The sequence below is a fragment of the Nonomuraea sp. NPDC049714 genome (genome assembly GCF_044465295.1).
Taxonomy (GTDB): Bacteria; Actinomycetota; Actinomycetes; order Streptosporangiales; family Streptosporangiaceae; genus Nonomuraea.
The window spans coordinates 46591-73216 of the sequence record NZ_JBITLM010000008.1 but is presented as its reverse complement, the minus strand read 5'-3'; the positions used below and the strand labels follow the sequence as shown (position 1 = coordinate 73216).

Annotated in this window: 25 protein-coding genes; 16 read left to right on the top strand and 9 right to left on the bottom strand. The window is 71.0% G+C overall.

Features of this window, described 5'->3' with window-relative positions; all coding sequences use genetic code 11:
- The first annotated feature begins 123 nt into the window (after positions 1-123).
- From pyrH to ACIBQX_RS29010, 3 genes are read left to right on the top strand one after another with little or no spacing between them, the layout of a single operon-like run.
- Positions 124-822: a UMP kinase gene (gene pyrH, locus ACIBQX_RS29020; protein ID WP_397010720.1), complete on the top strand. Its 699-nt coding sequence runs from the start codon at positions 124-126 to the stop codon at positions 820-822.
- A 43-nt stretch (positions 823-865) separates the two neighbouring features.
- Positions 866-1423, top strand: a complete 558-nt coding sequence (gene frr, locus ACIBQX_RS29015) for a ribosome recycling factor (RefSeq protein WP_397009935.1) — start codon at positions 866-868, stop codon at positions 1421-1423.
- A gap of 57 nt (positions 1424-1480) precedes the next feature.
- Positions 1481-2320 carry a phosphatidate cytidylyltransferase gene (locus tag ACIBQX_RS29010; RefSeq protein WP_397009933.1) on the top strand — a complete coding sequence of 280 codons (840 nt, stop codon included), beginning with the start codon at positions 1481-1483 and terminating at the stop codon, positions 2318-2320.
- Positions 2321-2455: 135 nt separating this feature from the next.
- Here ACIBQX_RS29010 and ACIBQX_RS29005 read toward each other — a convergent pair whose 3' ends face one another.
- Positions 2456-3478 carry a suppressor of fused domain protein gene (locus ACIBQX_RS29005; protein ID WP_397009931.1) on the bottom strand — a complete coding sequence of 341 codons (1023 nt, stop codon included), beginning with the start codon at positions 3476-3478 and terminating at the stop codon, positions 2456-2458.
- 148 nt (positions 3479-3626) lie between these two features.
- On the opposite strand from ACIBQX_RS29005, the gene rlmN reads away from it, so the two are divergent.
- Positions 3627-4727: a 23S rRNA (adenine(2503)-C(2))-methyltransferase RlmN gene (gene rlmN, locus ACIBQX_RS29000; RefSeq protein WP_397009929.1), complete on the top strand. Its 1101-nt coding sequence runs from the start codon at positions 3627-3629 to the stop codon at positions 4725-4727.
- Positions 4728-4829: 102 nt separating this feature from the next.
- On the opposite strand, the gene ACIBQX_RS28995 is transcribed toward rlmN, so the two are convergent.
- Positions 4830-5501 (bottom strand): hypothetical protein, encoded by a 672-nt coding sequence (locus ACIBQX_RS28995; RefSeq protein WP_397009927.1) that lies wholly within the window; start codon positions 5499-5501, stop codon positions 4830-4832.
- Between the two features lie 82 nt (positions 5502-5583).
- On the bottom strand, positions 5584-6318 hold the full coding sequence (locus ACIBQX_RS28990) for an ATP-binding cassette domain-containing protein (RefSeq protein ID WP_397009925.1): 735 nt from the start codon (positions 6316-6318) through the stop codon (positions 5584-5586).
- A 105-nt stretch (positions 6319-6423) separates the two neighbouring features.
- Between ACIBQX_RS28990 and ACIBQX_RS28985 the strand changes: the two genes are divergently transcribed.
- Together ACIBQX_RS28985 and ACIBQX_RS28980 are read left to right on the top strand one after the other, a co-directional pair.
- Positions 6424-6960: a DivIVA domain-containing protein gene (locus ACIBQX_RS28985; protein WP_397009923.1), complete on the top strand. Its 537-nt coding sequence runs from the start codon at positions 6424-6426 to the stop codon at positions 6958-6960.
- Between the two features lie 30 nt (positions 6961-6990).
- Positions 6991-7488, top strand: coding sequence for a GNAT family N-acetyltransferase (locus ACIBQX_RS28980; RefSeq protein ID WP_397009922.1), 498 nt, complete (start codon positions 6991-6993; stop codon positions 7486-7488).
- On the opposite strand, the gene ACIBQX_RS28975 is transcribed toward ACIBQX_RS28980, so the two are convergent.
- The 5 genes from ACIBQX_RS28975 to iolC form a co-directional block, all read right to left on the bottom strand.
- The gene (locus tag ACIBQX_RS28975; protein WP_397009920.1) at positions 7442-8449 is read right to left on the bottom strand and encodes an AI-2E family transporter; all 1008 of its coding nucleotides are present in this window, start codon (positions 8447-8449) and stop codon (positions 7442-7444) included. The two genes, ACIBQX_RS28980 and ACIBQX_RS28975, sit on opposite strands and share 47 nt — an antisense overlap.
- An 81-nt stretch (positions 8450-8530) precedes the next feature.
- Complete coding sequence (iolD, locus tag ACIBQX_RS28970; protein WP_397009918.1) at positions 8531-10372, bottom strand: 3D-(3,5/4)-trihydroxycyclohexane-1,2-dione acylhydrolase (decyclizing); 1842 nt, start codon at positions 10370-10372, stop codon at positions 8531-8533.
- On the bottom strand, positions 10369-11208 hold the full coding sequence (gene iolB, locus ACIBQX_RS28965; protein WP_397009916.1) for a 5-deoxy-glucuronate isomerase: 840 nt from the start codon (positions 11206-11208) through the stop codon (positions 10369-10371). Before iolB ends, iolD begins: the two co-directional genes overlap by 4 nt.
- The gene (locus tag ACIBQX_RS28960; RefSeq protein WP_397009914.1) at positions 11205-12110 is read right to left on the bottom strand and encodes a deoxyribose-phosphate aldolase; all 906 of its coding nucleotides are present in this window, start codon (positions 12108-12110) and stop codon (positions 11205-11207) included. Before ACIBQX_RS28960 ends, iolB begins: the two co-directional genes overlap by 4 nt.
- Complete coding sequence (gene iolC, locus ACIBQX_RS28955; protein ID WP_397009912.1) at positions 12107-13048, bottom strand: 5-dehydro-2-deoxygluconokinase; 942 nt, start codon at positions 13046-13048, stop codon at positions 12107-12109. The genes ACIBQX_RS28960 and iolC overlap by 4 nt, the downstream gene beginning before the upstream one ends.
- A gap of 97 nt (positions 13049-13145) precedes the next feature.
- On the opposite strand from iolC, the gene ACIBQX_RS28950 reads away from it, so the two are divergent.
- The 8 genes from ACIBQX_RS28950 to ACIBQX_RS28915 are packed head-to-tail and all read left to right on the top strand — an operon-like array spanning position 13146 to position 23293.
- Positions 13146-14552 carry an extracellular solute-binding protein gene (locus ACIBQX_RS28950; RefSeq protein WP_397009910.1) on the top strand — a complete coding sequence of 469 codons (1407 nt, stop codon included), beginning with the start codon at positions 13146-13148 and terminating at the stop codon, positions 14550-14552.
- 4 nt (positions 14553-14556) lie between these two features.
- On the top strand, positions 14557-15447 hold the full coding sequence (locus tag ACIBQX_RS28945) for a carbohydrate ABC transporter permease (protein ID WP_397009908.1): 891 nt from the start codon (positions 14557-14559) through the stop codon (positions 15445-15447).
- Positions 15444-16262, top strand: a complete 819-nt coding sequence (locus ACIBQX_RS28940) for a carbohydrate ABC transporter permease (RefSeq protein ID WP_397009906.1) — start codon at positions 15444-15446, stop codon at positions 16260-16262. The genes ACIBQX_RS28945 and ACIBQX_RS28940 overlap by 4 nt, the downstream gene beginning before the upstream one ends.
- 1 nt (position 16263) lies before the next feature.
- Positions 16264-17334: an ABC transporter ATP-binding protein gene (locus tag ACIBQX_RS28935; RefSeq protein WP_397009904.1), complete on the top strand. Its 1071-nt coding sequence runs from the start codon at positions 16264-16266 to the stop codon at positions 17332-17334.
- Positions 17331-18527: a CehA/McbA family metallohydrolase gene (locus ACIBQX_RS28930; protein ID WP_397009902.1), complete on the top strand. Its 1197-nt coding sequence runs from the start codon at positions 17331-17333 to the stop codon at positions 18525-18527. The genes ACIBQX_RS28935 and ACIBQX_RS28930 overlap by 4 nt, the downstream gene beginning before the upstream one ends.
- Positions 18518-19411 (top strand): TIM barrel protein, encoded by an 894-nt coding sequence (locus ACIBQX_RS28925; protein WP_397009900.1) that lies wholly within the window; start codon positions 18518-18520, stop codon positions 19409-19411. Before ACIBQX_RS28930 ends, ACIBQX_RS28925 begins: the two co-directional genes overlap by 10 nt.
- 25 nt (positions 19412-19436) lie before the next feature.
- A complete protein-coding gene (locus ACIBQX_RS28920) occupies positions 19437-20573 on the top strand; it encodes a Gfo/Idh/MocA family protein (protein WP_397009898.1) in 1137 nt (378 codons plus the stop codon).
- Complete coding sequence (locus tag ACIBQX_RS28915) at positions 20570-23293, top strand: alpha-mannosidase (protein ID WP_397009896.1); 2724 nt, start codon at positions 20570-20572, stop codon at positions 23291-23293. The genes ACIBQX_RS28920 and ACIBQX_RS28915 overlap by 4 nt, the downstream gene beginning before the upstream one ends.
- Positions 23294-23327: 34 nt before the next feature.
- On the opposite strand, the gene ACIBQX_RS28910 is transcribed toward ACIBQX_RS28915, so the two are convergent.
- Positions 23328-23822: an Lrp/AsnC family transcriptional regulator gene (locus ACIBQX_RS28910; RefSeq protein ID WP_397009894.1), complete on the bottom strand. Its 495-nt coding sequence runs from the start codon at positions 23820-23822 to the stop codon at positions 23328-23330.
- Positions 23823-24062: 240 nt separating this feature from the next.
- On the opposite strand from ACIBQX_RS28910, the gene ACIBQX_RS28905 reads away from it, so the two are divergent.
- On the top strand, positions 24063-25496 hold the full coding sequence (locus tag ACIBQX_RS28905) for a gamma-aminobutyraldehyde dehydrogenase (protein WP_397009892.1): 1434 nt from the start codon (positions 24063-24065) through the stop codon (positions 25494-25496).
- A gap of 22 nt (positions 25497-25518) precedes the next feature.
- Complete coding sequence (locus tag ACIBQX_RS28900) at positions 25519-26598, top strand: ABC transporter ATP-binding protein (RefSeq protein ID WP_397009890.1); 1080 nt, start codon at positions 25519-25521, stop codon at positions 26596-26598.
- Positions 26599-26626: the final 28 nt, after the last annotated feature.

The following is a 26626-nucleotide window of genomic DNA, read 5'->3' as shown; positions in this document are numbered from 1 at the left end:
AGGGAGGCCGCCGCCGTGCAGGACAGCAAGGAGCCCGCCACGTCGGCGGTCTCTTCGTCCCCGAACCAGCCGGGCCAGTCAGGTCCGGTGCCCCACCAGAGCCCGCTGCGCTGGAAGCGGGTGATGTTGAAGCTGTCGGGTGAGGCGTTCGCCGGCGGTGACCCGTTGGGCATCGATCCCGCCGTGGTGGACCACCTGGCCGATTCGATCGCCGAGGCGGTGCGCGAGGGCGTGCAGGTCTCGGTCGTGGTCGGTGGCGGCAACATGTTCCGCGGCGCCACCCTGTCCGAGGGCGGCATGGACCGGGCCAGGGCCGACTACATGGGCATGCTGGGGACGGTCATCAACTGTCTCGCGCTGCAGGACTTCCTGGAGCGGCGGGGCATCGAGACCCGGGTCCAGACGGCCATCACCATGCAGCAGGTGGCCGAGCCGTTCCTGCCGCGCAGGGCGATCAGGCACCTGGAGAAGGGTCGCGTGGTCATCTTCGGCGCGGGCCTGGGGTCGCCGTACTTCTCCACCGACACCGCGGCGTCCCAGCGAGCCCTGGAGATCGGCGCGGAGGCGTTGCTCAAGGGAACGCAGGTGGACGGGATCTACGACTCCGATCCACGTAAGAACCCCGACGCGGTGCGCTTCGACCATCTTGATTACGGCGAGGTGCTGATGCGTGACCTCGCGGTCATGGATGCCACCGCGATCAGCCTGTGCAAGGACAACGACCTGCCGATCGTGGTCTTCGACCTCATGGGCGAGGGCAACATCCTGCGAGCGGTCCGCGGTGAGAAAATCGGCACGCTGGTGAGTCCCGCAGGCAAATGAGGGCGCGAGCCCGATACCGCCAGCTAGTAGACAGGGAGCCGCTGTGATCGACGAAACCCTCCTCGAAGCCGAGGAGAAGATGGACAAGGCCGTTTCGGTGGCGAAGGAGGACTTCGCGAGCATTCGGACGGGCCGGGTCACCCCCTCGATGTTCAACAAGATCAGCGCCGAGTATTACGGTACGCAGACGCCGATCCAGCAGTTGGCCTCGTTCCACGTGCCCGAGGCCCGCATGATCATCATCCAGCCTTACGACAAGGGCTCGATGGCCGCGATCGAGAGGGCGATCCGCGACTCCGACCTCGGCGTCAACCCCGGTAACGACGGCCAGGTGATCCGTGTGTCGTTCCCCGAGCTCTCGGAGGACCGGCGCAGGGAGTACATCAAGGTCGCCAGGAACAAGGGCGAGGCCGCCAAGGTGTCGGTGCGCAACATCCGCCGCTCCGCCAAGGAGATCCTCGACAAGATGATCAAGGATGGCGAGGCGGGTGAGGACGAGGTCCGGCGTGCTGAGAAGGAGCTCGACGACATCACCCAGAAGCACGTCGCGAAGATCGACGAGCTGCTGAAGCACAAGGAAGCCGAGCTGCTCGAGGTCTGAGCGGCCCGCCGCACGGCCCTCGCCTGACGGCGGGGGCCGTGGCTCTGGAGAGACTCTGTGGAAGAACGTACGGCTGGCGCCGGACCGAGCGGCGGCGGCCGTACCGGCAGAAACCTGCCTGCCGCGATCGCGGTGGGTGTGGGGCTCGGTGCCTCGGTCATCATCTCCGTCTATACGATCAAGGAGATTTTCCTCCTGGTGGTCGTCGGGGCCGTGGGCGTCGGCGTGGTGGAGATGATCAAGGCGTTCGAGACCCGTGGCATCCGGGTGCCCGTGGTGCCGGCGCTGGCGGGGCTGGCGGCCATGCAGGCGGGCGCTTACTGGGGCGGGACCGACTGGCTGCTCGGCACGTTCGTGGTGTTCGCGTTCGTGCTGCTGATCTGGCGGATGTTCGCCGCCGGCACCGATGGATATGTCCGTGATGGGACGGCCTCGGTCTTCATCTTGTTCTATCCGGCACTGCTGGCCGGGTTCGTGGCGTTGCTGCTGGCTCCGGACGACGGGGCGCATCGGGTGGTCCTGTTCATCGCCGTGACCGTGGCCAGCGACATCGGCGGTTACATCGCGGGGGTGCTGTTCGGCAGGCATCAGATGAGCGCGATCAGCCCGAAGAAGACCTGGGAGGGGTTCGCCGGGTCCGTCATCGCCTGTGTCGCCGTCGGGGCGTGGTTGATGGCGTGGTTGCTGGGCGGGGAGCTGTGGCAGGGGGCCGTGATCGGCGTGCTCGTCGCGGCGCTGGCCACCGTGGGCGACCTGATCGAGTCGATGATCAAGCGGGATCTCGGCATCAAGGACCTCGGCACGATCCTGCCGGGTCACGGCGGGCTGATGGACCGGCTGGACTCGCTGATCACCACGCTGGTGCCGGTCTGGATGCTGCTCGCGCTGTTCGTCTGACCAAAGCGTCGGACCAACAGCGTCGTACCAACAGCGTCTGATCAACAACGTCTGATCAACAACGTCTGATCAACAACGTCTGATCAACAACGTCTGATCAACAACGGCTGGCGGCGGGCGTCTGATGGTGCTCGTCTAGCGACGCTGCTCTTCGAGCGCGTCGTGGGTGACGGGTGAGAGCCAGAGCCACCGTACGGCCTCGCCCCCGAACCCGAATCCCGACATATCCGGCATGCCGGGTGGATCGGCCTGCATGACGACCCCCGAATACTGCGAGCCCAGCGGGAACGTCGACGGCTCGTGATACCACTTCGCGGTGTGCCCGTGGCCCAGCCAGGTGACCGAGTGCCAGGGATACTGCGCCAGCCACACCAGCAGCAGCGCCGCGTCGCGTGGATCCTCGCGGGTGGCGACCGCCAGCTCGATCCGGGCGTACGCGCCGGGCCCGTCGATCCACTGCTCCACCGTCGGCATCCGCTGGCAGCTCATCCCGACCGTGGACAGCACGGTGAACTCACGCCTGCCGCGCGGCGGCCGCTCGGTGATGCCGACGGTCGGCAACCGCTCGCCACCGGCGTCCCAGTAGCGTCCCGCCGGTCCCAGGGTCCGGTCCAGATGGCCCATCACCATCTCCTGGAACGCCGGCCACGACCCTTCGGCCGATCGCCATCGCCAGTAGGCCTGGGCGTTGACGATCCGCGGTCGCAGCCCTTCCAGCGCTTCCGACAGCGCCCACGCGAACGGCGACTCGCCCACCGCGTCGCGGGCGTAACCGGGCATGCCGCGGCTCATGTCGGCCCACCCGGGGATGACGGCCAGCAGGTCGTCCTCCTCGTACAGCGCCACCCCGTCGCCCTCCTCGAACCAGAGCGGCGTGAGCTGGCCGAGCGGCCGGCGCCCGGTCGGGTGCAGCGTGTTGGCCCTCGGCATCAGCGGCGGCAGACCGGCGTTGATCCGGGCCAGGTCGACCACGGGCGGGGCGGGCCGGTGGTTGGCCAGCCACACCGCGCCGTGCACGGTGCCGTCGGGCGCGCACAGGTAGGCCACCGAGGAGTCCTCGTCACGCTCCACCACGAGCGTCCGGCTGCCGTACGGGTTGCCGGCGGTGAGGACGACCTCGGTGTGCCCCTCGCCAGAAGCAGACCGGAAAATCGCCATACGTGAAGACTGTAGATCGGCCGGTCGCCCTCATGCGAGGCTTACCGCACCGGGAGCACCGGGCGGCGTACGCCTTGCCACGGAATGTCACCTCCCCGCCCGGCGTTCACTACCCTGGTCGGTAACCCACCACAGCAAAGGCAGGATCGTGTCCCAGCAGCCAGGTCAGCTCACCTTCGTCGCGCCGCGCAGGGCCAAGCCGGCTCGGCACCTGGCGGACCTTTCCATGGCCGACCGCCGCGCGGCCGTCGCCGAGCTCGGCGAGAAGGCCTTCCGCGCCGACCAGCTCTCCCGCCACTACTTCGAGCGGCTCACCACCGACGTGGCTGAGATGACCGACCTGCCGGCCGCCGCCCGGGAGAAGCTGTCGTCGCTGCTGCCGTCGCTGCTCACGCCGGTCAAGGAGCTCACCACCGACGGCGGCACCACCCGCAAGACGCTGTGGCGGCTCTTCGACGGCGCGCTGGTCGAGTCGGTGCTCATGCGCTATCCCGACCGCGTGACCATGTGCGTGTCCTCGCAGGCCGGTTGTGGCATGAACTGCCCGTTCTGCGCCACCGGCCAGGCGGGCCTGACCCGCAACATGTCCACCGCCGAGATCGTCGAGCAGGTGGTCTCGGGCGCCCGCGCGCTGGCGGCGGGCGAGGTGCCGGGCGGTCCCGCCCGGGTGAACAACGTGGTCTTCATGGGCATGGGCGAGCCGCTGGCCAACTACAAGCAGGTCATCGCGGCGGTGCGGCGCATGGTGGAGCCCGCGCCCGACGGCCTCGGCATCTCCGCCCGCGGTGTCACCGTCTCCACCGTCGGCCTGGTCCCGGCCATCGGCAAGCTCGCCGACGAGGGCCTGCCGGTCACCCTTGCGCTCTCCCTGCACGCGCCCGACGACGAGCTGCGCGACACGCTGGTGCCGATCAACACGCGCTGGAAGGTCTCGGAGGTGCTGGACGCCGCCTGGGCCTACGCCGCCAAGACCAAGCGGCGGGTTTCCATCGAGTACGCCCTGATCAAGGACATCAACGACCAGGAGTGGCGGGCCGACCTGCTCGGCAAGCTGGTGAAGAACAAGCTGGTGCACGTCAACCTGATCCCGCTCAACCCGACGCCCGGCTCCAAGTGGACGGCCTCGCGGCCGGAGGACGAGCGGGCGTTCGTCAGGCGGCTGCAGTTCCACGGCGTCCCGGTGACGGTCCGCGACACCCGCGGCCGCGAGATCGACGGCGCCTGCGGCCAGCTCGCCGCCACCGAATAGCCCTCGCCGCGACGCACTCGCGCGCGTCGCCCGGCAACGGCCTCGCGCGCGTACGCCTGACACCCCACTCTCACCCCATGAGCTGGTACGACGCCCGAAACGTCATGGGCGGGTACGGCGCAGCCAGGCGTAGGCGGTGAGCCCGATGAGGCACCAGGCCAGGGAGATGCCCGCGAGCTCGGGGAGCCGGTCCAGCAGGAGATCGGTGTCCGCGGCCCGCATCCAGACGATGACCGGCACGGTCAGCCAGTAGAGCGGTGACGCGCTCAGGAGCAGTATCCCGAGCACGCCCGACAGCAGGGCCATGATGGACACGGCCGGCGACGGCAGGATCACCCTGCTGGTGAGCGCGCCGAGCGCGGTGCCCGCCAGCGCGGCCAGCACGTGCAGCAGCGCCGCGGCCCCCAGCACCGGCCCTGACGGGGTGGCGGCCAGCCCGAGCAGCACGCCGAAGGCCAGCGCGAGCGCGGCGAGGCCGGCGCAGGCGGCCAGCGCGGCCAGGATGCCGGCGGACAGCTCACGCCCGCTGCCGCCCACGCTGGTCGCGGACATCAGCCGCTGCTGGTCCGGTTCGGTGTCGAGCAGGCTCCGCGCGGCCCAGGCGAGAACCGGGATGATCAGCGCCGCCGAGTCCGTCAGCACGACGGCCTCGTGCCCTGCGGGCGCCGCGTTGCCGTGCATGACGGCGAGCAGGAGCAACAGCAGGAGCAGCGCCTGAAAGACGCGAAGCGACCGCACATAGGCGGCCAGCCTGAACGCGGCCAGCGCGATCACGGGATCTCCTCAGCGGCGGGTCCGAACGTAGGCAGGGGGTCAGGGGCGGGCGGAGCCAGGGGGTCGGGGGCGGGTGATGCGATCACCGGGTCTCCTCGGCGGTCAGTTCGCGGGTCTCATAGCCCTGGCGGCGCATCCCGTCCAGGAAGGTCCGGACCTCGGCGGCGGGGACGGTCACCGCGACGGTCACCGGCTCCGGCGGCACGTCGTCCGTCGTACCGGCCGTCAGCTCCTGGAGGCGGCCCTCGGAGAGGGACCAGCGGCGGGCGGACGGCAGGCCGCGCAGGCCGCCCTGGTGATCGCTGGCGATCACGATGACGCCCCGCCGGGAGAGCTCCTCGACGATCGGCGGCAGCGCCTCGCGGGTGTCGGCGTCCAGACCGGCGAACGGCTCGTCGAGCAGCAGCAGGCCGGGGTCGGCCATCAGGGCCTGGGCGAGGCCGACCTTGTGGCCGCTGCCCTTGGACAGCGCGACGAGGCGTACGTCGAGCAGTTCGGCCATGTTGAGCCGCTCCGCCCAGGGCTCCCAGCGGGCGCCGCCGCGGATGCGGGACATGTGGTTCAGGTACGCCGACACCGTGAAGGGCTGCTCGGCGGGGAAGCGGTCGGGGGCCAGGCCGACGACCGCCGGGCGGCCGGTGATCGTGCCGCCGGTCGGCCGGGTGAGCCCCGCCAGGAGGCGGAGCAGCGTGGATTTGCCCGCGCCGTTGGCGCCGGTCAGTTCGATCACGTCACCGGGTGCGAGCTGAGCGTCAACCCCCTGTATGACGGGTTGATCACGTCTTGTGTAGCGGAAGGACACATTCGTCAGGCGCATGGTGGTGTAACGGTATAGGCAGCTGCGCCTTGTCGTGATAAGGACTATGGGGCGATCGCCCAGCACAATCTCAGGAGGAAAGGCTTGAACCGCTTTCCACGCGTCATGGGTATGCGTTCAGGCTACGACCCCGTCGAAGTCGACGCCCTGATCGGGCGGATCGAGGCGACCCTCGGCAGGGGGCCGCGCGAGGTCGAGCTCGTCACCGCCGACGACGTCCGCAGGGCGACGTTCCGCACCAGGCGCGGCGGCTACCAGGAGACCGCCGTGGACTTCGCGCTGGAGGCGTTCGTGGTGGCGCTGGAGACCATGGCCAAGAGCCCGGTGCGGCTGGCGATGGCGGAGCCGACCGGCGACCTGTTGCGCGAGGAGTGGTTCGAGACCCAGGCGGCCAAGGTCGAGCGGGTGGCGTTCCGGCCCGGCCGGATGGCCACCGGTTACAACGAGGACGAGGTGGACGCCTTCCTGGACCGGATCGTGGCCACGCTGCGCGGGACGACCGACTATCCGCTCACGGTCGGCGAGGTGCGCGAGGCGAAGTTCTCCACGGTCCTGTTCCGCCCCGGCTACCTGATCGCGGACGTCGACGCGTTCCTGGAGGGCATCGCCGAGGTGCTGGAGCAGCGCGTGGCGCGGGCGTGAAGTCGCGGCGTCCGGGTCGCATAATGAGGCATGGCGATCTCCGTGCGAGCCGTCGAGCCCGCTGATCTTCCCGTGGTCACCCGCGTCCTCACCGACAGCTGGGGCGGCACCACCGTGGTGGCGCTGGGGCGCGGCGAGCTGATCGACGCGAGCGAGCTGCCCGGGTTCGTGGCCGTGGACGAGAGCGGCGAGGTGGCGGGCCTCATCACCTGTGCCAGGCGTGACGACTTCGTGGAGATCGTCACGATCGACGCGCTCCTGCCGGGCAGGGGCGTCGGCCGGATGCTGATGAACGCCGTGCGCGACGAGGCGATCGGGCAGGGCGTGGCCGCCCTGCGGCTGACGACCACCAACGACAACACCCGCGCCCTGCGGTTCTACCAGCGTTACGGCTTCGACCTGATCGCGCTGCACCGGCACGGGGTGGACGCGGCTCGCAAGCTCAAGCCGGGCATCCCGGCCGAGTCCGACGGCATCCCGATCAGGCACGAGCTGGAGCTGGAGCTCCGCCTGACGGCTCCTGGCTGAGCAGGGCGACGATCACCGAGGTCACGGGCGCGGCCAGGAAGGCGCCGGGGATGCCGAAGACGACGCTGCCGACCGTGATCGCCACCAGGATCACCGCGCCCGGCAGGTCGAGCGCCTTGCCGTAGATCTGCGGCGCGAGCACGTGCCCTTCGAGCTGCTGCACGAGCACGGTCACCCCGACCACGATCAGCGCGATCAGCCACCCCTTGGCCACGAACGCCACCACGGCCGCCAGCAGGCCCGCCAGGAACGCCCCCACCACGGGCAGGAACGCCCCGACCCACGTCAGCACGGCCAGCGGCAGCGCGATCGGCACACCGAGGATCCACAGCGCGACCCCGATGAAGAAGGCGTCCACCGCGCCCACGATGGCCACGCCCCGGATGTAGCGGCCGACGACGGAGAACGCGAGCGCGCCGGTGTCCCTCAGCCGCTCCCTGGCGGGGGAGGGGAACAACCCCGTCAGCCAGTGCCACAGCCGGTCGCCGCCGTGCACGAAGTACACCGCCAGGATGACGGCGAGGACCGCGCCGACGACGATCTCGCCCGCGATCCGCACCCCTGCCACCGCGCCCGTGGTGATCTGCTGGTCCCGCTGGGACAGCCACTGCCTGGCCTGGGCGAGCAGTCGCTGGTCGTCGAGGCCGAAGGAGGCGGCGAGCCGGTGCACCTCCTCCAGGACCCGGCCCAGGCTGGCCTGCAGCTCCGTCACGCTGGCGATGGTCGGCGGCACGAGCAGCGCGAACAGCCCCACGCCCAGCAGCAGCCCACCGGAGAAGACGATGATGGTGGCCGCCGCCCGGTTGTAGCCACGGCGGGCCACCCAGCGGGCAGGCGGGTGGAGCAGCGCGGTGATGAAGATGCCGATGATGATCGACAAGACCACCGTGCCCACGAAGGACAGGCAGTAGAGCACCACCGCGGCGATCCCCACCCACCCGAGCGCCCGCCAAGGCCCCATCCCCGCCCCCCGAGTCCTGCCTGGTCACAGGCTTCCCTCGGGTCGCCCGCGGCAATCCCCGCGGGCGACAAAGGATCATGCTCAGGCCGGCGGGTCCAGGTGCCGGCGACGGCCCTGCCTGGCGGTCTCGTACTCCGTCCTGATGTCCTGACCCGCCGCGTCGGCGGAGACCTCCGCCACCGGCACGTCCCACCACGCCTGCGACGACGGACCGTCGAGCAGGGGATCGGTCCGTACGTAGATCACCGTGCAGGCGGTGGCCGCCCGAGCCGTGTCCAGGGCCTTGCGCAGGTCGTCCAGCGTCTCGGGGCGCAGGACGGTGGCGCCGAGGCTGGCGGCGTTGGCCGCCAGGTCCACGGGGAGCGGGGCGCCGTCGTGGTAGGCGTACGACGTGCCGAGCCGTGCGGCGCCGACGCTCTCCGACAGGCGGCCGATGGAGGCGAAGCCGGAGTTGTCCACCAGCACGACGGTCAGCTTGACGCCTTCGGCGACGGCCGTGACGAGCTCCTGGGCCATCATCAGGTACGAGCCGTCGCCGACCATGACGAAGACCTCGCGGTCGGGGACGGCCAGCTTGACGCCGAGGCCGCCCGCGATCTCGTAGCCCATGCAGGAGTAGCCGTACTCGACGTGATAGCTGCCGGGGCCGCTGGGCCGCCAGAGCTTGTGCAGGTCGCCCGGCATCGAGCCGGCCGCGCAGATGACCACCCCGTCGTCGCCGGCGGCCGTGTTGACGGCGCCGATCACGGCGGACTGCGGCAGCGGGCTGCCGTCCAGGGAGTACGCCTCGTCCACGACGGCGTCCCAGGCCCGCGACAGCTCGGCGGCCCGGGAGCGGTAGTCGGCGGAGGTGGCCCAGCCCGCGCAGGCCTGGGTGAGCTCGGACAGGCCCTCGCGGGCGTCGGCGACGAGCTGGTGCCCGGAGAGCTTGGCGGCGTCGAAGCCGGTGATGTTGAGGTTGACGAACACGGCGTCGGCGGCGAACAGCGTGCGGGAGGCGGTGGTGAAGTCGCTGTAGCGGGTGCCGATGCCGATGATCAGATCGGCCTCGCGGGCCAGCGCGTTGGCGGCGGTGGTGCCGGTGGCGCCGATCGCGCCCATGGCCATGGGGTGGCCGTGGGGGAGTGCGCCCTTGCCCGCCTGGGTCTCGGCGACCGGGACGCCGAAGGTCTCGGCGAAGGCCCGCAGCTCCTGCGCGGCCTCGCTGTAGATGACGCCGCCGCCGGCCACGATCAGGGGCCGGGCGGCCGATCGGATCAGCTCGGCGGCGCGGGTCAGGGCGGCCCGCTCGGGGCGCGGCCGGGGAATGTGCCAGACGCGCCTGGCGAACAGCTCCTCGGGCCAGTCGGCCGCCTCGGCCTGCACGTCCTGCGGCAGCGCCAGCGTCACCGCGCCCGTCTCGGCCGGGTCGGTGAGCACCCGCATGGCCGCGAGCAGCGACTGGGGGAGCTGCTCCGGCCGGTTGACGCGGTCCCAGAAGCGGGAGACCGGCTTGAAGCAGTCGTTGACCGAGATGTCGTAGGAGCGTGCGTCCTCCAGCTCCTGCAGCACCGGGCTGGCCACGCGGGTGGCGAAGATGTCGCCCGGCAGCAGCAGGACGGGCAGCCGGTTGATCGTGGCGCCCGCCGCGCCGGTGATCATGTTGGTCGCGCCGGGGCCGATCGAGGTGGTGCAGGCCAGGGTGGACAGCCGGTTGGCGGCCCGCGCGTAGGCGGCGGCGGTGTGCACCATCGCCTGCTCGTTGCGGCTCAGGTGGTAGGGCAGGTCCTCGGTGGTGGTGGCCAGCGCCTGGCCGAGCCCGGCCACGTTGCCGTGGCCGAAGATGCCGAAGACGCCGCCGAAGAGCCGGCGTTCGACGCCGTCGCGCTCGGTGTGCTGGGCGGCCAGGAAGCGCACCACGGCCTGCGCCACCGTCAGCCTCATGAGGTCCTCCCGAAAGGCAGTCGCGGGTCGATCTCCTGGCCGTTCCACGAGGAGCGGATCCAGGCGTGGCGGGGGTCGTCGCAGAAGGCCATCGACCGCTCGCCGGCCGGTCCGGCCAGGACGTTCAGGTAGTAGAGGTCGTAACCGGGCGCGGCCATCGACGGGCCATGGTAGCCGTAGGGCACCAGCACCACGTCGCCCGAGGAGACCTCGGCCAGGGTGTCGATCCGGCCGCGCTCGGAGGAGTAGACGCGCTGGTAGCCCAGCCCCTGGTCGGCCACCTCGAAGTAGTAGATCTCCTCCAGCTCGGCCTCGTCAGGACCCGCGGTGTCGTGCTTGTGCGGCGGGTAGGACGACCAGTTGCCGCCGGGGGTGAGGACCTCGACCGCGACGAGTTTGTCGCATGCGAAAGTGCCGGGGGAGGCGAAGTTGTTCACCTGCCTGCTGGCCTGCCCCGCGCCGCGCAGCTCCACGGAGACCTCGGAGGCGGGGACGTACCGGGGCTCCAGGCGGCGGGTGGCGCGGGCGGAGGGCAGCGCGATCCGGCCCGTACCTTCCAGCACCACATGCTCAGAAATAGGGAGATAGGCGAAATCGGAGGGGCCGTCGAACACCGACGGCCGGCCCGTGAGCTCGAACGTCCGGGAGCCGCAGGTGACGGTGCAGGAGCCTGACAGCGGCAGGACGATCATCTCCTCCTCGCCGGTGTCGAAGGAGATCGGTGCGCCGGTCAGGTCGGCGATCCGCAGACCGGAGTAGTCCCACTCGGCCACGGCGGGAGTGATCTCCACCGACCACGGCCCGCCGGCGGCCTTGCCGAACGGAAGGAAAGTCATGAGTCAACCTCTCGAACCAGGGCGGCGGCGCCGTCCACGGCGGTGGCGACGTCGTCGTCCGGAGGGTAGAGCAGAGCGCGCCCGATCACGAGCCCCCGCACGCCGGGCAGTCGCAGGGCGCGCCCCCAGTCGGCGTAGGCGGCGGCCACGTCGGGCGGGTCGCCGCCGAGCAGCAGCGCGGGCAGCGTGGTGGCGGCCATGACCCGCTCCATCTCGGCCACGGCGGGGATCTTCAGCCAGGTGTAGGCGGAGGTGACGCCGAGCGCCTGGGCGACGCTGATGGAGCGGATGACCGCGTCGGGCGACAGGTCGTTGCGGACCGTGCCGCCTTCCGGTCGGGTCGACCAGAACGGCTCCACCATCGCGATGAGCTGCCTGCGGGCCAGGTCGGTGACCGCCCGCGCGCACGACTCCAGCGTCGTCACGGTGGCGTGGTCGGACGGGTCGATGCGGCACAGCATCTTGCCGCCGTCCAGCCGCATCTCGTCGATCGAGGCGGCGTCGAAGCCGGTGAACCGGTCGTCCATCTCGAACACCGAGCCCTGCAGCCCGCCCCTGTTCATCGAGCCGAAGGCCAGCTTGCCTTCGAGCGCGCCGAGCAGCAGCAGGTCCTCCAGCACGTCGGCCGAGGCCAGGATGCCGTCGACGCCGGGCCTGGCCAGCGCCACCCGTAGCCGGTCGAGCAGGTCGAAGCGGCTGGCCATGGCCAGCGGCCGGTCGCGTACGGCCAGTGAGCCGCGCGCCGGGTGGTCCGCGGCGATGATGAGCAGGCGCTCGCCCTCGCCGGGCAGGCCGCGCCGCCGCCGCCGGGCCGCCGCCGCGGCGATCTCCGCGGGGTTGGTGGCGCGGATGCTCATGAGCTGCTCGTAGGGAGCGGTCATGGACAGCGTGACATCGCTCATGGACGCACCTCGTTCGGCAGCAGGGCCAGCACCTCGTCCGTCGACGGCATGGCGTCCGCGCACGCCAGCCGGGCGGCGACGTGCGCGCCCGCCGCGTTGGCGAAGCGCACCGTACGCTCCAGCGACCAGCCGCGCACCAGCCCGAGCGCCACCGCGCCGCCGAACGCGTCTCCCGCGCCCAGCCCGTTGACCACCTCGACCGGCACCGGCGGGACCACCACGTGCTCGTCCTGGCTCCTGGCCAGGACGCCGCCGGGGCCCATCTTCACGATCGCCACCGCCATGCCCGCGTCGAGCAGCGCCCGCGCCGCCCGCTCCGGGTCACGGGTGCCGACGGCGATCTCCACCTCGTCGAGGTTGCCGACGGCCACGTTGGCGTGCCGCAGCGCCTGGCGCACCTCGCGCCGGGCGGTCTCGGGCGTGCCCCACAGCATGGGCCGGTAGTCCAGGTCGAACACCGTCCAGCCGGACGTGCGGGCCGACAGGGCGGCGGCGTGCGCCGAGCGGCTCGGCTCCTGGCTCAGGCCGGTCCCGGTGAACCAGAAGACCTTCGCCTCGGTGATCGCGGCCAGGTCCAGGGACTCGGCCGTGAGGCGCAGGTCGGGAGGATGCTCGCCGCGATAGAAGTAGATCGGGAAGTGGTCGGGCGGGAAGATCTCGCAGAACGTGACCGGCGTGGGCGGCCCGTCAACGGTGCCCACGAAGGCGTCGTCGACACCGAATCCGCGGATCGCCTGCCGTACCCACTCCCCGAAGGGGTCCGCGCCCACGGCGGTGACCACGGCGGAGCTCAGTCCGTGCCGGGCCGCCGCGACCGCGACGTTGGTCGGGCTGCCGCCGAGGAACTTGCCGAAGGTCTCGACATGGGCCAGACCCACGCCGGTCTGCAGCGGATAGATGTCGACGCCGCTTCGGCCGATCGTGATCAGGTCGTACAACGCACCTCCAGAGACGGAGCCTTCGCCACCCACTATGGCATATTGTCATGACATTCTTATGTCCGCTATGTTGCCTCTCGTGCCAAGGTTTTAGAACGTGTCGGAGGGGTTCATGGTGTTGCGCAGAAGGTCGATGGGCTTGGCCGCGGTGGTCGCCGCGACCGCGATGGGACTGGCGGCCTGTGGCCAGTCGTCGGGCGGCGACGATGGCGGGACCATCGAGCTCACGATCACCCAGAACGCCATCGCCGGCGGCAAGAACGCCGCAGCGGCCGACCACATCGCCAACTGGATCATTCCTGAGTTCGTGAAGGCCCAGAAGGCGAAGGGCAAGGACGTATCGGTCAAGTTCGTCCCCAGCGGCGTAGATGACGAGCAGTACAAGACCAAGCTCTCCCTGGACCTCAAGTCAGGCAAGGGCGCGGACGTGATCGACATCGACGGCATCTGGGCCGGCGAGTTCGCCGAGGCCGGCTACATCAAGCCGCTGACGGACGTGGTCGGCCCCGAAGCGGACAGCTGGGAGGGCTGGCAGCAGATCCCCGAGGCCGTCCAGGGCCTGGCCACCTTCGAGGGCAAGAAGTACGCGCTGCCCGTCGGCACCGACGGACGCGTCCTCTACTTCAACAAGACGCTGTTCGGCAAGGCCGGACTGCCCGCCGACTGGCAGCCGAAGAGCTGGCAGGAGATCCTCGACGCCGGCGCCAAGCTGAAGTCCTCGGGCGTGCCCGTGCCGATCCAGATCAACGCCGGCACCGCCATGGGCGAGGCCACCTCGATGCAGGGCGTGCTGCCGCTGCTCGCCGGCGCTGGCGGCGAGGTGCAGAAGGACGGCAAGTGGACCGGCGCCTCGCAGCCGCTCAAGGACGCGCTCGGCCTCTACCAGAAGATCTACGGCGGCGGCCTCGGCGACCCCAAGCTCCAGCAGGAGGCCAAGGGCCGGGACAAGTCCTTCCAGCAGTTCGCCGAAGGCAAGATCGGCATCCTGATGGAGGGCGACTACTTCTGGCGCGGCGTCGTCAACCCCAAGGACGGCGTGGCCAAGATGGCCGACCGCGACCAGGTCGTCGGGTACGCCAAGATCCCGGCCATCGAGCCCGGCAAGGGCGTGCGCGGCCAGGACTTCGTCAGCATGTCCGGTGGCGCGCTGCGCACCGTCAACCCGGCCAGCGAGCATCCGAAGGAGGCCTTCGAGCTGCTCGCCTTCACCCTCTCGGCCGAGGCGCTGAAGGAGGAGACCAAGGACGGCAACGTGCGCGTCACCCCGCGCACCGACGTCAACAAGGAAATCCTCGCCGGTGAGCCGCTGCTGACCTACATCTCCGACGAGGTGCTCCCGCTGACGGCCTACCGCCCGCCGGTGGCGGTCTACCCACAGGTGTCGGTGGCGCTGCAGGAGGCCACCGCCGCGGTGGTCGGCGGCACCCCGGCCGACCAGGCGGCGGCCGAGTACCAGAGCAAGCTCGAAGGAATCGTCGGTGGCGCCGGTAACATCGCCAGCTGATCCCGTGAAGGCCCCCGGCCGCTACAGCTCCGACGCGGCCGGCCTGGGCCGGCTGAGGGCGGGCGCCTTCGTCGCGCCCGCCCTGGCCCTCATCGCCGTCTTCCTGGTGTTCCCGGCGCTCTGGGTCATCTACCTGGGCCTGATGAACTACCGGCTCACCGGCCTGGCCGCGGCCGACCCGCAGTTCGTCGGGCTGGACAACTTCCTCCAGGCGGTCACCGACCCCGGCTTCTGGAACTCCACCTGGCTGACGTTCCAGTTCGTGCTGGGCTCGGCCGTCGTCGGCCAGGTGGTGCTCGGCTTCACGATCGCGTGGATGCTGCGCGACTGGCGCGGCCCGCTCAAGCGGATCGTCGAGGGCCTGGTCATACTGGCCTGGATCCTGCCCAGCGCCGTCGTGTCGTTCCTGTGGGTGGCGCTGCTGGACCGTGACAGCGGCACCCTCAACGCCCTGCTCGGCATCGAGGGCTTCGCCTGGCTGCTCGACCACCCGATGCTGTCCATCATCATCTTCAACACCTGGCGCGGCACCGCGTTCTCGATGATGTTGTACGGGGCGGCGCTGGGCAACGTGCCGCCCTCCCACCTGGAGAGCGCCCGCCTGGCCGGCGCCTCCGGCTGGCAGCAGCTCCGCGACGTGGTGTTCCCGCACATCCGAGGGCACATCCTGACCAACCTGCTGCTGATCAGCCTGTGGACGTTCAACGACTTCAGCCCGTTCCTGCTCACCGCGGGCGGCCCCGACGGCAAGTCCGAGGTGCTGGCGGTGCACGTCTACAAGACGGCGTTGCAGAGCGGCGACCTGGGCTACGGCGCGGCCATCTCCACGGTGATCCTGCTGATCAACCTGGTCGTGGCGGTGTTCTACCTGCGGCTGCTCAGGAGCAAGAAATGACGCGGTTCGTCGCCGGCCGGATCGGCGTCTACACGCTGATCGCGGTGCTGCTGGCCTTCTTCACCATTCCGCTCCTGTGGCTGGCCACCGCGCCGTTCACCTCCGACCCCAGCTACGAGGTCAGCCTGCCCGACTTCACCTTGGAGAACTTCCAGACGATCATCGAGCATCCGTACGCGCTCTGGTCGCTGGTCAACTCGCTGGTGCTGTCGATCGGCACCGCGGTGCTCGTGGTGGTGCTGTCGGCGCTGGCGGCCTACGCGCTGAGCCGGGTGCGGCTGCCGGGGCGCGACGCGCTGCTCTACGCGCTGCTGCTGCTGTCCTCGATCATCACCGGTACGGCCGCGATGGTGCCGCTGTTCCAGCTCGCCATCGAGCTCAACCTGATCGACTCGCACACCGGGCTGATCCTCATCCTGAGCGGCGGCCTGCTCCCGGCGGCCATCTTCATGATCAAGGACTTCATGGACACCACGCCGAAGTCCTACGAGGAGTCCGCCCGCGTCTTCGGCGCCTCGCCGCTGCAGATCGTCGCGCACGTGGTCGTCCCCCTGGTGCGGCCCGGCCTGGCGACCATCGCGGTGTGGACCGTGGCCAACGTGTGGGGCAACTTCCTGATGCCGTACCTGCTGCTCAGCGACGTCGACAAGCAGCCGGCGGCGGTCATCATGTACACCCTCTACACCGAGGGCGGCCAGGCCAACCTCAAGGTGCTGTCCACGTTCGGCCTGCTCTACTCCATCCCCGTGGTGATCATGTACCTGTTCGTCAGCAAGAAGTACGGCTTCCGCTTCCACGGAGGGATCAAGCGCTGAAATGGCCGCAATCGAACTTCGAGGCCTGACCAAGGTCTATCCCGGTGGCGTGAAGGCGCTCGACTCGCTCGACCTGAGCATCCCCGACGGCGAGTTCTTCGCCCTGCTCGGCCCGTCCGGCTGCGGCAAGACCACGTTGCTGCGGACGATCGCCGGGCTGGAGACCGCCACCGGCGGCGCGGTCGTCATCGGCGACCGCGACGTCACCGGCGTCCAGCCGGGCGGCCGGGACATCGCCATGGTCTTCCAGGACTACGCCCTGTTCCCGCACATGGACGTCACCGAGAACATCGCCTACCCGCTGCGCATCAAGAAGGTCGCCAAGGCCGAGCGCCAGGCCAAGGCCACCGAGGTGGGCGCCAGGCTGGGCCTGGAGCAGCTCATGGACCGGCGGCCCGGCCAGCTCTCCGGCGGCCAGCAGCAGCGGGTCGCGCTGGCCAGGGTGATGGCGACGCAGGCCAAGGCGTTCCTGTTCGACGAGCCGCTGTCCAACCTGGACGCCCGGCTCCGGCTGGAGGCCCGCACGTTCCTCAAGAAGCTCCAGCGCGAGCTCGGCGTCACCACCGTCTTCGTCACCCACGACCAGGCGGAGGCGCTGGCCATGGCCGACCGGATGGCGGTGATGGAGGCCGGGCACATCCGCCAGATCGGCACGCCGTCAGAGGTCTTCCAGCGGCCCGCCAACACCTTCGTCGCCTCTTTCATCGGCTCCACGCCGATGAACCTGCTGGACGCCGTCGTCAGGGGTGACACGCTGGAGGTGGCCGGGTGCGAGGTGCCCGTCCCCGCCATGGCGGCGGGCCTCCTGACCGATGGGGAGAAGATCGTGTACGGCGTCCGTCCCGAATACATGACCTACACCGACGAGCCCGCGACCGGCGGCCTGTCCGGCGCGGTGGTCATCGTCGAGAACCTGGGCGCCTCCCACCTGGTGACCCTGGAGGTGGCGGGCGTGCTCGTCCAGGCGGTGGTGCCTGAAGGGCGCGAGCCTGCGCTCGGAGATCAGGGGTACGCGGTGCCCAGACGCGACCGCGCGCTGGCCTACCGGGACGGCGAGCTGGTGTCGGCATGAGCGCGATCAGTGTGATCCGGGGCCACTGGAGCCTGGACGACCGGTTGGAGCGCATCCTGCGCGAGGTGGCGTTCGAGGTGCCCGCGGGCACCGCCGAGGTGACCGTACGGCTGGCCTACGACCGGTCGCAGGGGGTCCTCGACCTGGGCTGCGGCGGGCCCGGCGGCTTCCGGGGCTGGTCGGGCGGCGCGCGGGACTCGTACACGATCACCGAGGACTGGGCGACGCCCGGCTATCTGCCGGGCGAGCCGGAGCCGGGTGTCTGGAACGTGTGGCTGCGCCTGCACCGGGTGCCCCCTCAGGGGCTCGACTTCACGCTGGAGATCCACACCGGCGGCGTGCCGCCGGCCCGGCCCGAGGTGGAGGAGCCGCCGGCCGGGGAGCGCCCGCCGCGCCGGGACATTCCCGACCTCGGCGGCATGCGGTGGTTCGCCGGCGACTTCCACGCCCACACCCTGCACAGCGACGGCTCGCTGACCATCGCCGAGCTGGCCGAGCTGGCCCGGGGACGCGGCCTGGACTTCCTGGCCGTCACCGACCACAACACCGTCAGCCACCACCCCGAGCTGGCCAAGACCGACCGGGGCATCACGCTGCTGCCCGGCCAGGAGGTCACCACCGACCGCGGCCACGCCAACGTCTTCGGCGACGTCGGCTGGGTGGACTTCCGGGAGCCCGCCGACTCCTGGGTCCGGCACGCCGGGCGCGAGGGTGGGCTGATCTCGATCAACCACCCGCTGGGCGGCGACTGCGCCTGGCTGCAGCCGCTGACCGAGCGGCCCCGCGTCGCCGAGGTCTGGCACTCCGGCTGGTGGGACCGGCGCTGGGGCGCGCCCCTGGCCTGGGCCGACGCCTGGCGGTCCGACCTGGTCTGGATCGGCGCCAGCGACTTCCACAAGCACGGCTCGGACGGCCTGCCCGGCTCGCCCACCACCTGGGTGCTGGCCGAGGACGTCGGCTCGGTCCTCGACGCCGTCTCCGCGGGCCGCACGGCGATCTCCGCCGGCCCCGATGCACCGCTGCTCCTCAGGCTGGGCGACGAACTGCTCGCCCTGGACGCCGACGGCCTCATCCTGGTGCGCCCCGGCGGCGCCCGCCAGGTGATCCGCGGCGACCGGGTGCTGCTCCCGGCCGACGAGGGACGGCACCGTCTGGAAACCTACGAGAACGAGGTGATGGCGCTATGCGCCTGACAAGTGTCGCCAACGCCCCGGTGAGCTTCGGCGTGTTCGAACTGAGCGACGCGCCGCCACCGCTGACCGCCGACGAGATGGTGCGCGCGATCGCCGGCGCGGGCTACGAGGGCATCGACCTCGGCCCGATCAACTATCTCGGCACCAAGGACGACCTGGCCGAGCGCCTGGACGGGCTGCTGCTCGCCGGCGGCTGGGCCGACCTGCGCTACAGCGACGCCGAGGAGTTCAAGCGGGGGCTGACCGCGCTCGACGCCACCTTGGAGGTGTTCGCGGCGGCGCCCGCCGCCCCCGAGCACCTGGCTCCGCGCCCGACGCTCGGGTGCTCCGGCTCGCCCGCCCGCTTCGCCCGCCCCGGCGGGAACGCTCCAGGGCTGGAGCCGTCGCAGTGGGCCGCGTACGCCGCCCGCGTCCAGGAGGCCGCCCAGCGCTGCCGCGACGCGGGCTTCGAGCCCGCCTTCCACCACCACCTCGGCACCTACGTCGAGACCCCCGAGGACGTCGAGCGGCTGCTGGAGCTGACCGACGTGCAGCTCTGCCTCGACACCGGCCACCTGCTGCTGGCCGGCGGCGACCCGGTGACCGCGCTGCGTGACTGGGCCGCCCGCGTCGGCCACGTGCACATCAAGGACGGCGACCGCGGCATCCTGGCCCAGGCCATCGCCGACGGGGTGGACCTGCGCGAGCTGATGGGCAGGGGCGGCTTCGCGCCGCTCGGCCAGGGCGAGCTCGACCTGCCCGGCGTGGTCCGCACGCTGGAGGAGATCGGCTATCAGGGCTGGGTCATCGTCGAGCAGGACACCCTGCCCGGACGGCGATCAGTTACGCAGAACATCGCCGATCAGGCCGCCAATCGCGAGAAGCTGAGGGCACTCGGACTTTGAACCGGGCTTTACGCCGGTTCGGGCCATGCCGGAGGGGCTGGCCGGTGAGACCACGCTGGAGGAGCGGGCTTTGAAGATCGCGCTTGTCGGGTGCGGAGCCGTCACGCAGGCGGTGTACGTACCGTTGCTGTCGCGCCGCCGTGATTTGTTCGAGGTGACGGCCGTCTGCGATCTGTCGCAGACGCTCGCCGACACCGTGGGGGACCGGCTGGGCGCGCCCGGCCGGCACACCGACATCGGCCACATGCTGGAGGCCGGCGGGTTCGACGCCGTGCTCGTGCTGGCCTCCGGCTCCCACGGCGAGCCGGTGCGGCGGGCGCTGGCGGCCGGTTACGCCGTGCTGTGCGAGAAGCCGCTGGCGCTGACCCGCGCGGAGGTGGCGGCGCTGCCCCAGGGCCGTCTCATGGTGGGCTACATGAAGCAGTACGACCCGGCCGTCCGCAGGGCCGAGGCGTTGCTGGCCGAGCTGGGCGGGCCGGAGCGGATCAGGTCGATCGAGGTGACCGTGCTGCACCCCAGCGGGGAGTCGCAGCTCGCCTTCGCCAACCTGACCCAGGCCCGCGACGTGGACCCCGGGCTGCTGGCGTCGCTGCGCGAGGCCGAGGGCGGGCTCGTCTCGCAGGCTCTCGGCGCGTCCGCGCCCGAGCGGGTGCGCGGCCTGTACGCGGTGGCGCTCGGCTCGATCTGCCACGACCTGTCGCTGCTGCGCCGCCTGTCCGGCTCGCCCGCCGAGGTGTCGCACGTCGAGACCTGGGGGCCGGCGCCCGGATCCATCGAGATCTCCGGGCCGCTGCGCACCGGCGGCCGGTTCGAGATCCGCTGGCACTACCTGGAGGACTACCCCGCCTACCGCGAGACCGTGGTCGTCCACCACGACCGCGGCTCGCTGGAGCTGACCTTCCCCTCGCCCTACCTGATGAACGCGCCGACGACGCTGACCGTGGTGTCCCGTGACGCCTCCGGGGCCGAGAGCCGCACCGAGTGGCGGGACGTGACCGAGGCGTTCGAGGTGCAGCTGGCCGCCTTCCACGCCTTCGTCACCGATGGCACGCCGCCGCTCACCGACGCGGCCGGCGCCCTGGAGGACATCGTCACCGCCCAGCGCATCGCCGCTCGCTATGCCGTACAGCATGACCTGCAGATCGGAGGGGAAGCGGCGTGACCACCGCAGAGACCACAGGGACCACTGGAACCACTGAGATCGTCGTCGTCCCGCACACGCACTGGGACCGGGAGTGGTACGAACCGTTCCAGCGGTTCAGGCTGCGTCTGGTGGCGTTGCTGGACGAGGTGCTCGACACGATGGAGCGCGAGCCCGCCTACCACTTCACCCTCGACGGGCAGCTCGCCTGCGTGGACGACTACCTGGAGGTGCGGCCGGAGAACCGCGACCGCGTCGCCGCGCTGGTCGAGTCCGGGCGGCTGGCGGTCGGGCCGTGGCAGATCCTGCTCGACGAGTTCCTCTGCTCGGGCGAGAACATCGTGCGCAACCTGGAGCTCGGCATGGCCCGCGCCGACAAGCTCGGCAGGGCCATGGCGGTCGGCTATCTGCCGGATATGTTCGGGCACACCGCGCAGATGCCGCAGATCCTGCACCGGGCGGGGCTGCTGCACGCCTGCGTCTACCGGGGCGTGCCCTCGTCGGTGACGACCGACGCCTTCGCGTGGGTCGCGCCCGACGGGACGGCGCTGCGGACGCAGTACCTGCCGGCGGGCGGCTACGGCAACGGGGCACACCTGTTCGAGGACGCGGGGCAGCTGGCCGAGCGCGGGGCCGCGTTCGTCGAGACGATGCGCCGCTGGCACGGTCCCGAGGGGCCGCTGCTGGCGATGTACGGCACCGACCACTCGGCCCCGGTGCGCGGGCTGCCGGAGATGGTCTCCCAGCTCGGCGCCCGGATGGACACCCTGTCCGGATACATCGAGGCGCACTCCGGCGACGTGGCCGGGCTGCCCCGCGTGACCGGCGAGCTGCGCTCGCACGCGCGCGCCAACATCCTGCCCGGCGTCATCTCCGTGCGCGCGCACGTCAAGCAGGCCATGGGCCGCGCCGAGCGGATGGTCGAACGCTACGCCGAGCCGCTCGCCACGCTCTGGGGCGACGACTGGCCCGGCCGCTTCCTCGACATGGCCTGGTGGCGGCTGGTCGACGCCAGCGGCCACGACTCGGTGACCGGCTGCGGCGTGGACGAGACGGCCCAGCAGGTGGCGGCCCGCATCGCCGAGGCCGAGCACCTCGGGCAGGCCGTCCGCGACATGGTCACCGCGAAGCTCGCCGCCACCGTGCCGACCGACGGCGTGCTCGTCGTCAACCCGACGCCCGCCGCCCGGCGCGGCGTGGTGCTGCTGGACGTGGCGGGCGAGGACCCGCTGGTGGACCCGGCCGGCGCCAAGGTGCCGGTCCAGCCGCTGGAGTACGCTCCGACGCTGCTGCTCGACGAGGAGATGGACCCGGCCACGGCGCTGACGTTCGTGCACGGCACCGAGCTGTACGGCCAGCACATCACCGGCTGGTCCGTGGCGGACGGGGTGCTGACCTTCACCGTCGCCCGCGAGTCGACGGCCGCCTTCAACGTGGGCCAGGTGCGCGGGGCGCTGGACGGCGTGCACCGGGTCCGGATCGTCGCCCAGCCACGCCGCACCGTGGCCGCGCTCGTCGAGGCGCCGCCGCTCGGCCACACCAGCGTGCGGCCCGCGCCGTACGACAGCGTGACCGAGCCCGCCGACGGCGCGCGCGTCACCGGCGTGCGGACCGAGGAGCGGGTGCTCGACAACGGGCTGCTCCGCGTCGAGGTGGCGCGCGACGGCACCCTGACGCTGACAGGCCCCGACGGGGTCACCCTCACCGGCGCCGGCCGGATCGTCGACGGCGGCGACGTGGGCGACAGCTACAACTACGCGCCGCCGGCCGAGGACCGGCTCGTCTCCGACCCGGAGTCCGTCCAGGTGACCACGGTCTGCTCGGGGCCGCTGGTGGCCGCCTTCGACGTGTGGCGCACCCACCGGTGGCCCGGCGCGGGCGACGGGATCGAGGGCACCCCCGAGATCCCCGCCACGTCCCGGACCGAGGCCACCGAGGAGATCGCCGTCCGCACCCGGGTCGAGCTGCGCGCGGGCGAGCCGTACGTGCGGCTCGACGTGGAGTTCGACAACCGCTGCGCCGACCATCGGGTGCGGCTGCACGTGCCGCTGCCGCAGCGGACGGCGGTCTCGCACGCCGAGGGGCAGTTCGCGGTCGTCACCCGGGGCCTGACCGCCGAGGGCGGGTGCGGCGAGGAGCCGCTGCCGACCTTCCCGGCCTCCGGGTGGGTGGCCGCCGGGGGCGTGGCGGCGCTGCTGCAGCACGTCACCGAGTACGAGCTGGTGGAGGAGGGCGGCGAGCTGGCGCTCACCCTGCTGCGCTCGATCGGCTACCTGTCGCGCAACCGCCACGCGCTGCGCCCCGAGCCCGCCGGTCCCCAGTTGCCGACCCCGGCCGCCCAGTCGCGCGGGCTGCGCTCGGTGAGCCTGGCGCTGATGCCCTACAGCGGGACGTGGTCGGCGGTGCCGCCGGCGGCGGAGACGTTCCGGCACGACCTGCTCACGGTCGCGGGGACGGGCGCCCCGTACCTGCCCCTGCCCGCGCCGGCCGCCGGGCTGTCGGTGACGGGGGACGGCGTGGCGATGACCTCGCTGCGGGCCCGCGACGAGTGGCGGGAGCTGCGGGTGGTGGCGCTCTCGGACACTCCCACCGAGGCGGTCATCGAGGGGGCGTTCAGCCAGGCTCGGCGCACGGACCTGCGCGGCCGACCGGGCGAGGAGCTGCCCGTCACCGACGGCATCCTGCGCCTGCCGCTGGGGCCCTGGGAGATCGCCACCGTCCAGCTGGCGAACTCGGAGTAGATGCTCTTCGCCGGAGAGTCCTGGGGCGCCCGGGTCAGCGGGTGCCCCAGGAGTAGGTCTGCTTGCGGAGTTTGAGGTAGACGAAGGATTCGGTGGCGCGGACCGCCGGGATGGCGCGGATCTTGCTGAGGATCTCCAGCAGGTGGCGGTCGCCCTCGCACACCACCTCGACGATGACGTCGAAGGAGCCGGCCGTGAGCACCACGTAGTCGATCTCGTCGATGGCGGCGAGCTCGTCGGCCACGGACTCCAGGTCGCCCTCGCAGGTGACGCCGATCATGGCCTGGCGGGGGAAGCCGAGCGTGAGCGGGTCGGTGACCGCGACGATCTGCATGACCCCGGACTCCTGCAGCCGCTGTACGCGCTGCCGTACGGCCGCCTCTGACAGGCCCACCGCCTTGCCGATCGCGGCGTAGGGTTTGCGGCCGTCGGACTGGAGTTGCTCGATGATCTGCTTGGCGAGATCGTCGAGAACGAACTGCCCGGGCGCGGCGTCGTTGCTGCGGCGTACACGCGGCGGCGTCGTCATTCGCGGAACCCTCCTAGCGGCCCGGCGTTACAGGGGCGTTCCCGCTGGATTGCCGTCCTGGTGCGACATGTTGTCAGTTCTGGCCCGCCTGTCAAGCGAATTCGTAGCAATTTGGTATCTTCGCCACGAAATCCCTTGTCCGGTTTCACCTACTCTGTAAGAGTCCGCCTCACGACCGAGCTCGTTGAGGTCACCCTTGGACAAAGCAATCTCCGGTCTTCCGACCGACAGGGAGGGCGCATGACGACCCGTCTGCAAAACTTCATCAACGGTGAGCTCGTGGACGCCAAGAGCGGCCGTTTCTCCGACGTCATCGATCCCTGCACCGGTGCGGCCTATCTCCAGGCCCCCGTCTCCGGCGCGGAGGACGTGGACACCGCCTACGCCGCGGCCGCCGCGGCGTTCGAGTCGTGGGGCCGGACCACCCCGGGCGAGCGGGCCAACCTGCTGCTCAAGGTCGCCGACGCGATCGAGGCGCGCGCCGACGAGATCAACGAGGCCGAGTGCCTCAACACCGGCAAGCCGCGCGCCCGCATGGCCGAGGACGAGACCCCGGTCGCCGCGGACCACTTCCGCTTCTTCGCCGGGGCCGCCCGCACGCTGGAGGGCCCGACGGCGGGCGAGTTCCTGGCCGAGCACACCAGCGTCATCAGGCACGAGCCGATCGGCGTGGTCGGGCAGGTCACGCCCTGGAACTACCCGATGATGATGGCCGTCTGGAAGATCGCCCCGGCGCTGGCCGCCGGCAACACGATCGTGCTCAAGCCGTCCGACACCACCCCCGCCTCCACGGTGAAGCTCGCCGAGATCCTCGGCAGCGTGCTGCCTCCCGGCGTCTTCAACGTCGTCACCGGCGACCGCGAGACCGGCGCCCTGGTGGTGGCCCACCCGACCGCCGCCATGGTGGCGATCACCGGCTCGGTCGGCGCGGGCATGTCGGTGGCCAGGAGCGCCGCCGACGACCTCAAGCGCGTCCACCTGGAGCTCGGCGGCAAGGCTCCCGTCGTGGTGTTCGCGGACGTGAAGAACCTGCGCAAGGCCGCCGAGGACATCGCCGTCGCCGGCTTCTACAACGCGGGCCAGGACTGCACCGCCGCCTGCCGGGTGCTGGTGCACGAGAGCGTGCACGACGAGTTCGTGGCGGCGCTCACCGAGGCGGCCGGCGCCACCGTGACCGGCGACCTGTCCAACGAGGACGCCCTGTACGGCCCGCTCAACAACGAGAACCAGCTCGCCAAGGTCCAGGGCTTCCTGGACCGCGTCCCGGCGCACGCCAAGGTGGTGACCGGCGGTCACCGGATCGGCGACCAGGGCTACTTCTTCGCCCCCACCGTCGTCGACGGGCTCAAGCAGGACGACGAGATGATCCAGGACGAGGTCTTCGGCCCCGTCATCACCGTCCAGACGTTCTCCGACGAGGCCGACGCGCTGGCCAAGGCCAACGACGTCCGCTACGGCCTGAGCGGCTCGGTCTGGACCTCCGACCACGGCCGCGCGATGCGCATGTCGAACATGCTCGACTTCGGCGTGGTCTGGGTCAACACGCACATCCCGTTCGTGTCGGAGATGCCGCACGGTGGCTTCAAGCACTCGGGCTACGGCAAGGACCTGTCGGTATTCGGGCTGCACGACTACACGAGGGTCAAGCACGTCATGCACTACATCGGCGAATAGCGCACAAAGGGAATCTTCCTGAATGGCCGAGCGAGGTTTGACCGACAGCGCGATCGAACTACAGGACGTCGTCAAGGAGTACGTCTCGCACGGCGAAGTCGTGCAGGCGGTGAAAGGCGTGACGCTGGCAGTCGGCGAGGGGGAGTTCTTCTCCCTCCTCGGCCCGTCCGGGTGCGGCAAGACCACCACCATGCGGATGATCGCGGGCTTCGAGGAGCCGTCCAAGGGTGTGGTCAAGCTGCGCGGCGAGGACGTGACGAACGTGCCGCCCAACAAGCGCGATGTGAACATGGTCTTCCAGTCCTACGCGCTGTTCCCGCACATGAGCGTCTGGGACAACGTGGCCTTCGGGCTGAAGCAGCGCAGGACGCCGCAGGAGGAGATCCGGCGGCGGGTCGGCGAGATGCTGGAGATCGTCGACCTCACCGGCCGGGAGAAGCGCCGGCCGCGCGAGCTGTCGGGCGGCCAGCAGCAGCGGGTCGCGCTGGCCCGCGCCCTGGTCAACAGGCCCAGGGCGCTGCTGCTGGACGAGCCGCTCGGCGCGCTCGACCTTAAGCTCCGCCAGGCCATGCAGCTGGAGCTCAAGCGCATCCAGCGGGAGGTCGGCATCACGTTCGTGTACGTGACGCACGACCAGAACGAGGCGCTGACCATGAGCGACAGGATCGCGGTGATGAGTGACGGCCTGGTGGAGCAGCTCGCCGGGCCGCGCGAGATCTACGAGAGTCCGGCGACCACGTTCGTGGCGGGCTTCATCGGCACCTCCAACCTGATGGCCGGCACCGCCACCGCAGGCGTGCTGAAGGTCGGGGAAGGCCGGGTGCTGGTGCCGGGGCGCGACGGAGAGGTCTCGGTGACCGTCAGGCCCGAGAAGATCACCCTGTCCGTGGACGAGCCGGCCGGCGACCTGAGCGTCGTGCCGGGAACCGTGGCCGAGGTGGTCTACCTGGGCACCTACAACAGCTACACCGTGAGCCTCGCCGACGGGGCCGAGATCACGGTGTTCCAGCAGAACGCGCACGACTCGACGATCACAGCGGAGCGGGGCGACTCCGTCTGGCTGTCGTGGCAGGCGCAGCACTCTTACGTGATTGGAAGTTGATCATGCACGGCCTGCACACTCCTGCCCT

Bases quoted from the DNA above. Each gene is read 5' to 3' on its own strand.
- pyrH (WP_397010720.1), top strand. From the start codon at position 124: ATGTTGAAGCTGTCGGGTGAGGCGTTCGCCGGCGGTGACCCGTTGGGC.
- ACIBQX_RS29005 (WP_397009931.1), bottom strand. From the start codon at position 3,478: ATGGCGATTTTCCGGTCTGCTTCTGGCGAGGGGCACACCGAGGTCGTC.
- ACIBQX_RS28990 (WP_397009925.1), bottom strand. From the start codon at position 6,318: ATGCGCCTGACGAATGTGTCCTTCCGCTACACAAGACGTGATCAACCC.
- ACIBQX_RS28985 (WP_397009923.1), top strand. From the start codon at position 6,424: ATGGGTATGCGTTCAGGCTACGACCCCGTCGAAGTCGACGCCCTGATC.
- ACIBQX_RS28980 (WP_397009922.1), top strand. From the start codon at position 6,991: ATGGCGATCTCCGTGCGAGCCGTCGAGCCCGCTGATCTTCCCGTGGTC.
- ACIBQX_RS28975 (WP_397009920.1), bottom strand. From the start codon at position 8,449: ATGGGGCCTTGGCGGGCGCTCGGGTGGGTGGGGATCGCCGCGGTGGTG.
- iolD (WP_397009918.1), bottom strand. From the start codon at position 10,372: ATGAGGCTGACGGTGGCGCAGGCCGTGGTGCGCTTCCTGGCCGCCCAG.
- iolB (WP_397009916.1), bottom strand. From the start codon at position 11,208: ATGACTTTCCTTCCGTTCGGCAAGGCCGCCGGCGGGCCGTGGTCGGTG.
- ACIBQX_RS28960 (WP_397009914.1), bottom strand. From the start codon at position 12,110: ATGAGCGATGTCACGCTGTCCATGACCGCTCCCTACGAGCAGCTCATG.
- ACIBQX_RS28940 (WP_397009906.1), top strand. From the start codon at position 15,444: ATGACGCGGTTCGTCGCCGGCCGGATCGGCGTCTACACGCTGATCGCG.
- ACIBQX_RS28935 (WP_397009904.1), top strand. From the start codon at position 16,264: ATGGCCGCAATCGAACTTCGAGGCCTGACCAAGGTCTATCCCGGTGGC.
- ACIBQX_RS28930 (WP_397009902.1), top strand. From the start codon at position 17,331: ATGAGCGCGATCAGTGTGATCCGGGGCCACTGGAGCCTGGACGACCGG.
- ACIBQX_RS28925 (WP_397009900.1), top strand. From the start codon at position 18,518: ATGCGCCTGACAAGTGTCGCCAACGCCCCGGTGAGCTTCGGCGTGTTC.
- ACIBQX_RS28920 (WP_397009898.1), top strand. From the start codon at position 19,437: ATGCCGGAGGGGCTGGCCGGTGAGACCACGCTGGAGGAGCGGGCTTTG.
- ACIBQX_RS28910 (WP_397009894.1), bottom strand. From the start codon at position 23,822: ATGACGACGCCGCCGCGTGTACGCCGCAGCAACGACGCCGCGCCCGGG.
- ACIBQX_RS28905 (WP_397009892.1), top strand. From the start codon at position 24,063: ATGACGACCCGTCTGCAAAACTTCATCAACGGTGAGCTCGTGGACGCC.
- ACIBQX_RS28900 (WP_397009890.1), top strand. From the start codon at position 25,519: ATGGCCGAGCGAGGTTTGACCGACAGCGCGATCGAACTACAGGACGTC.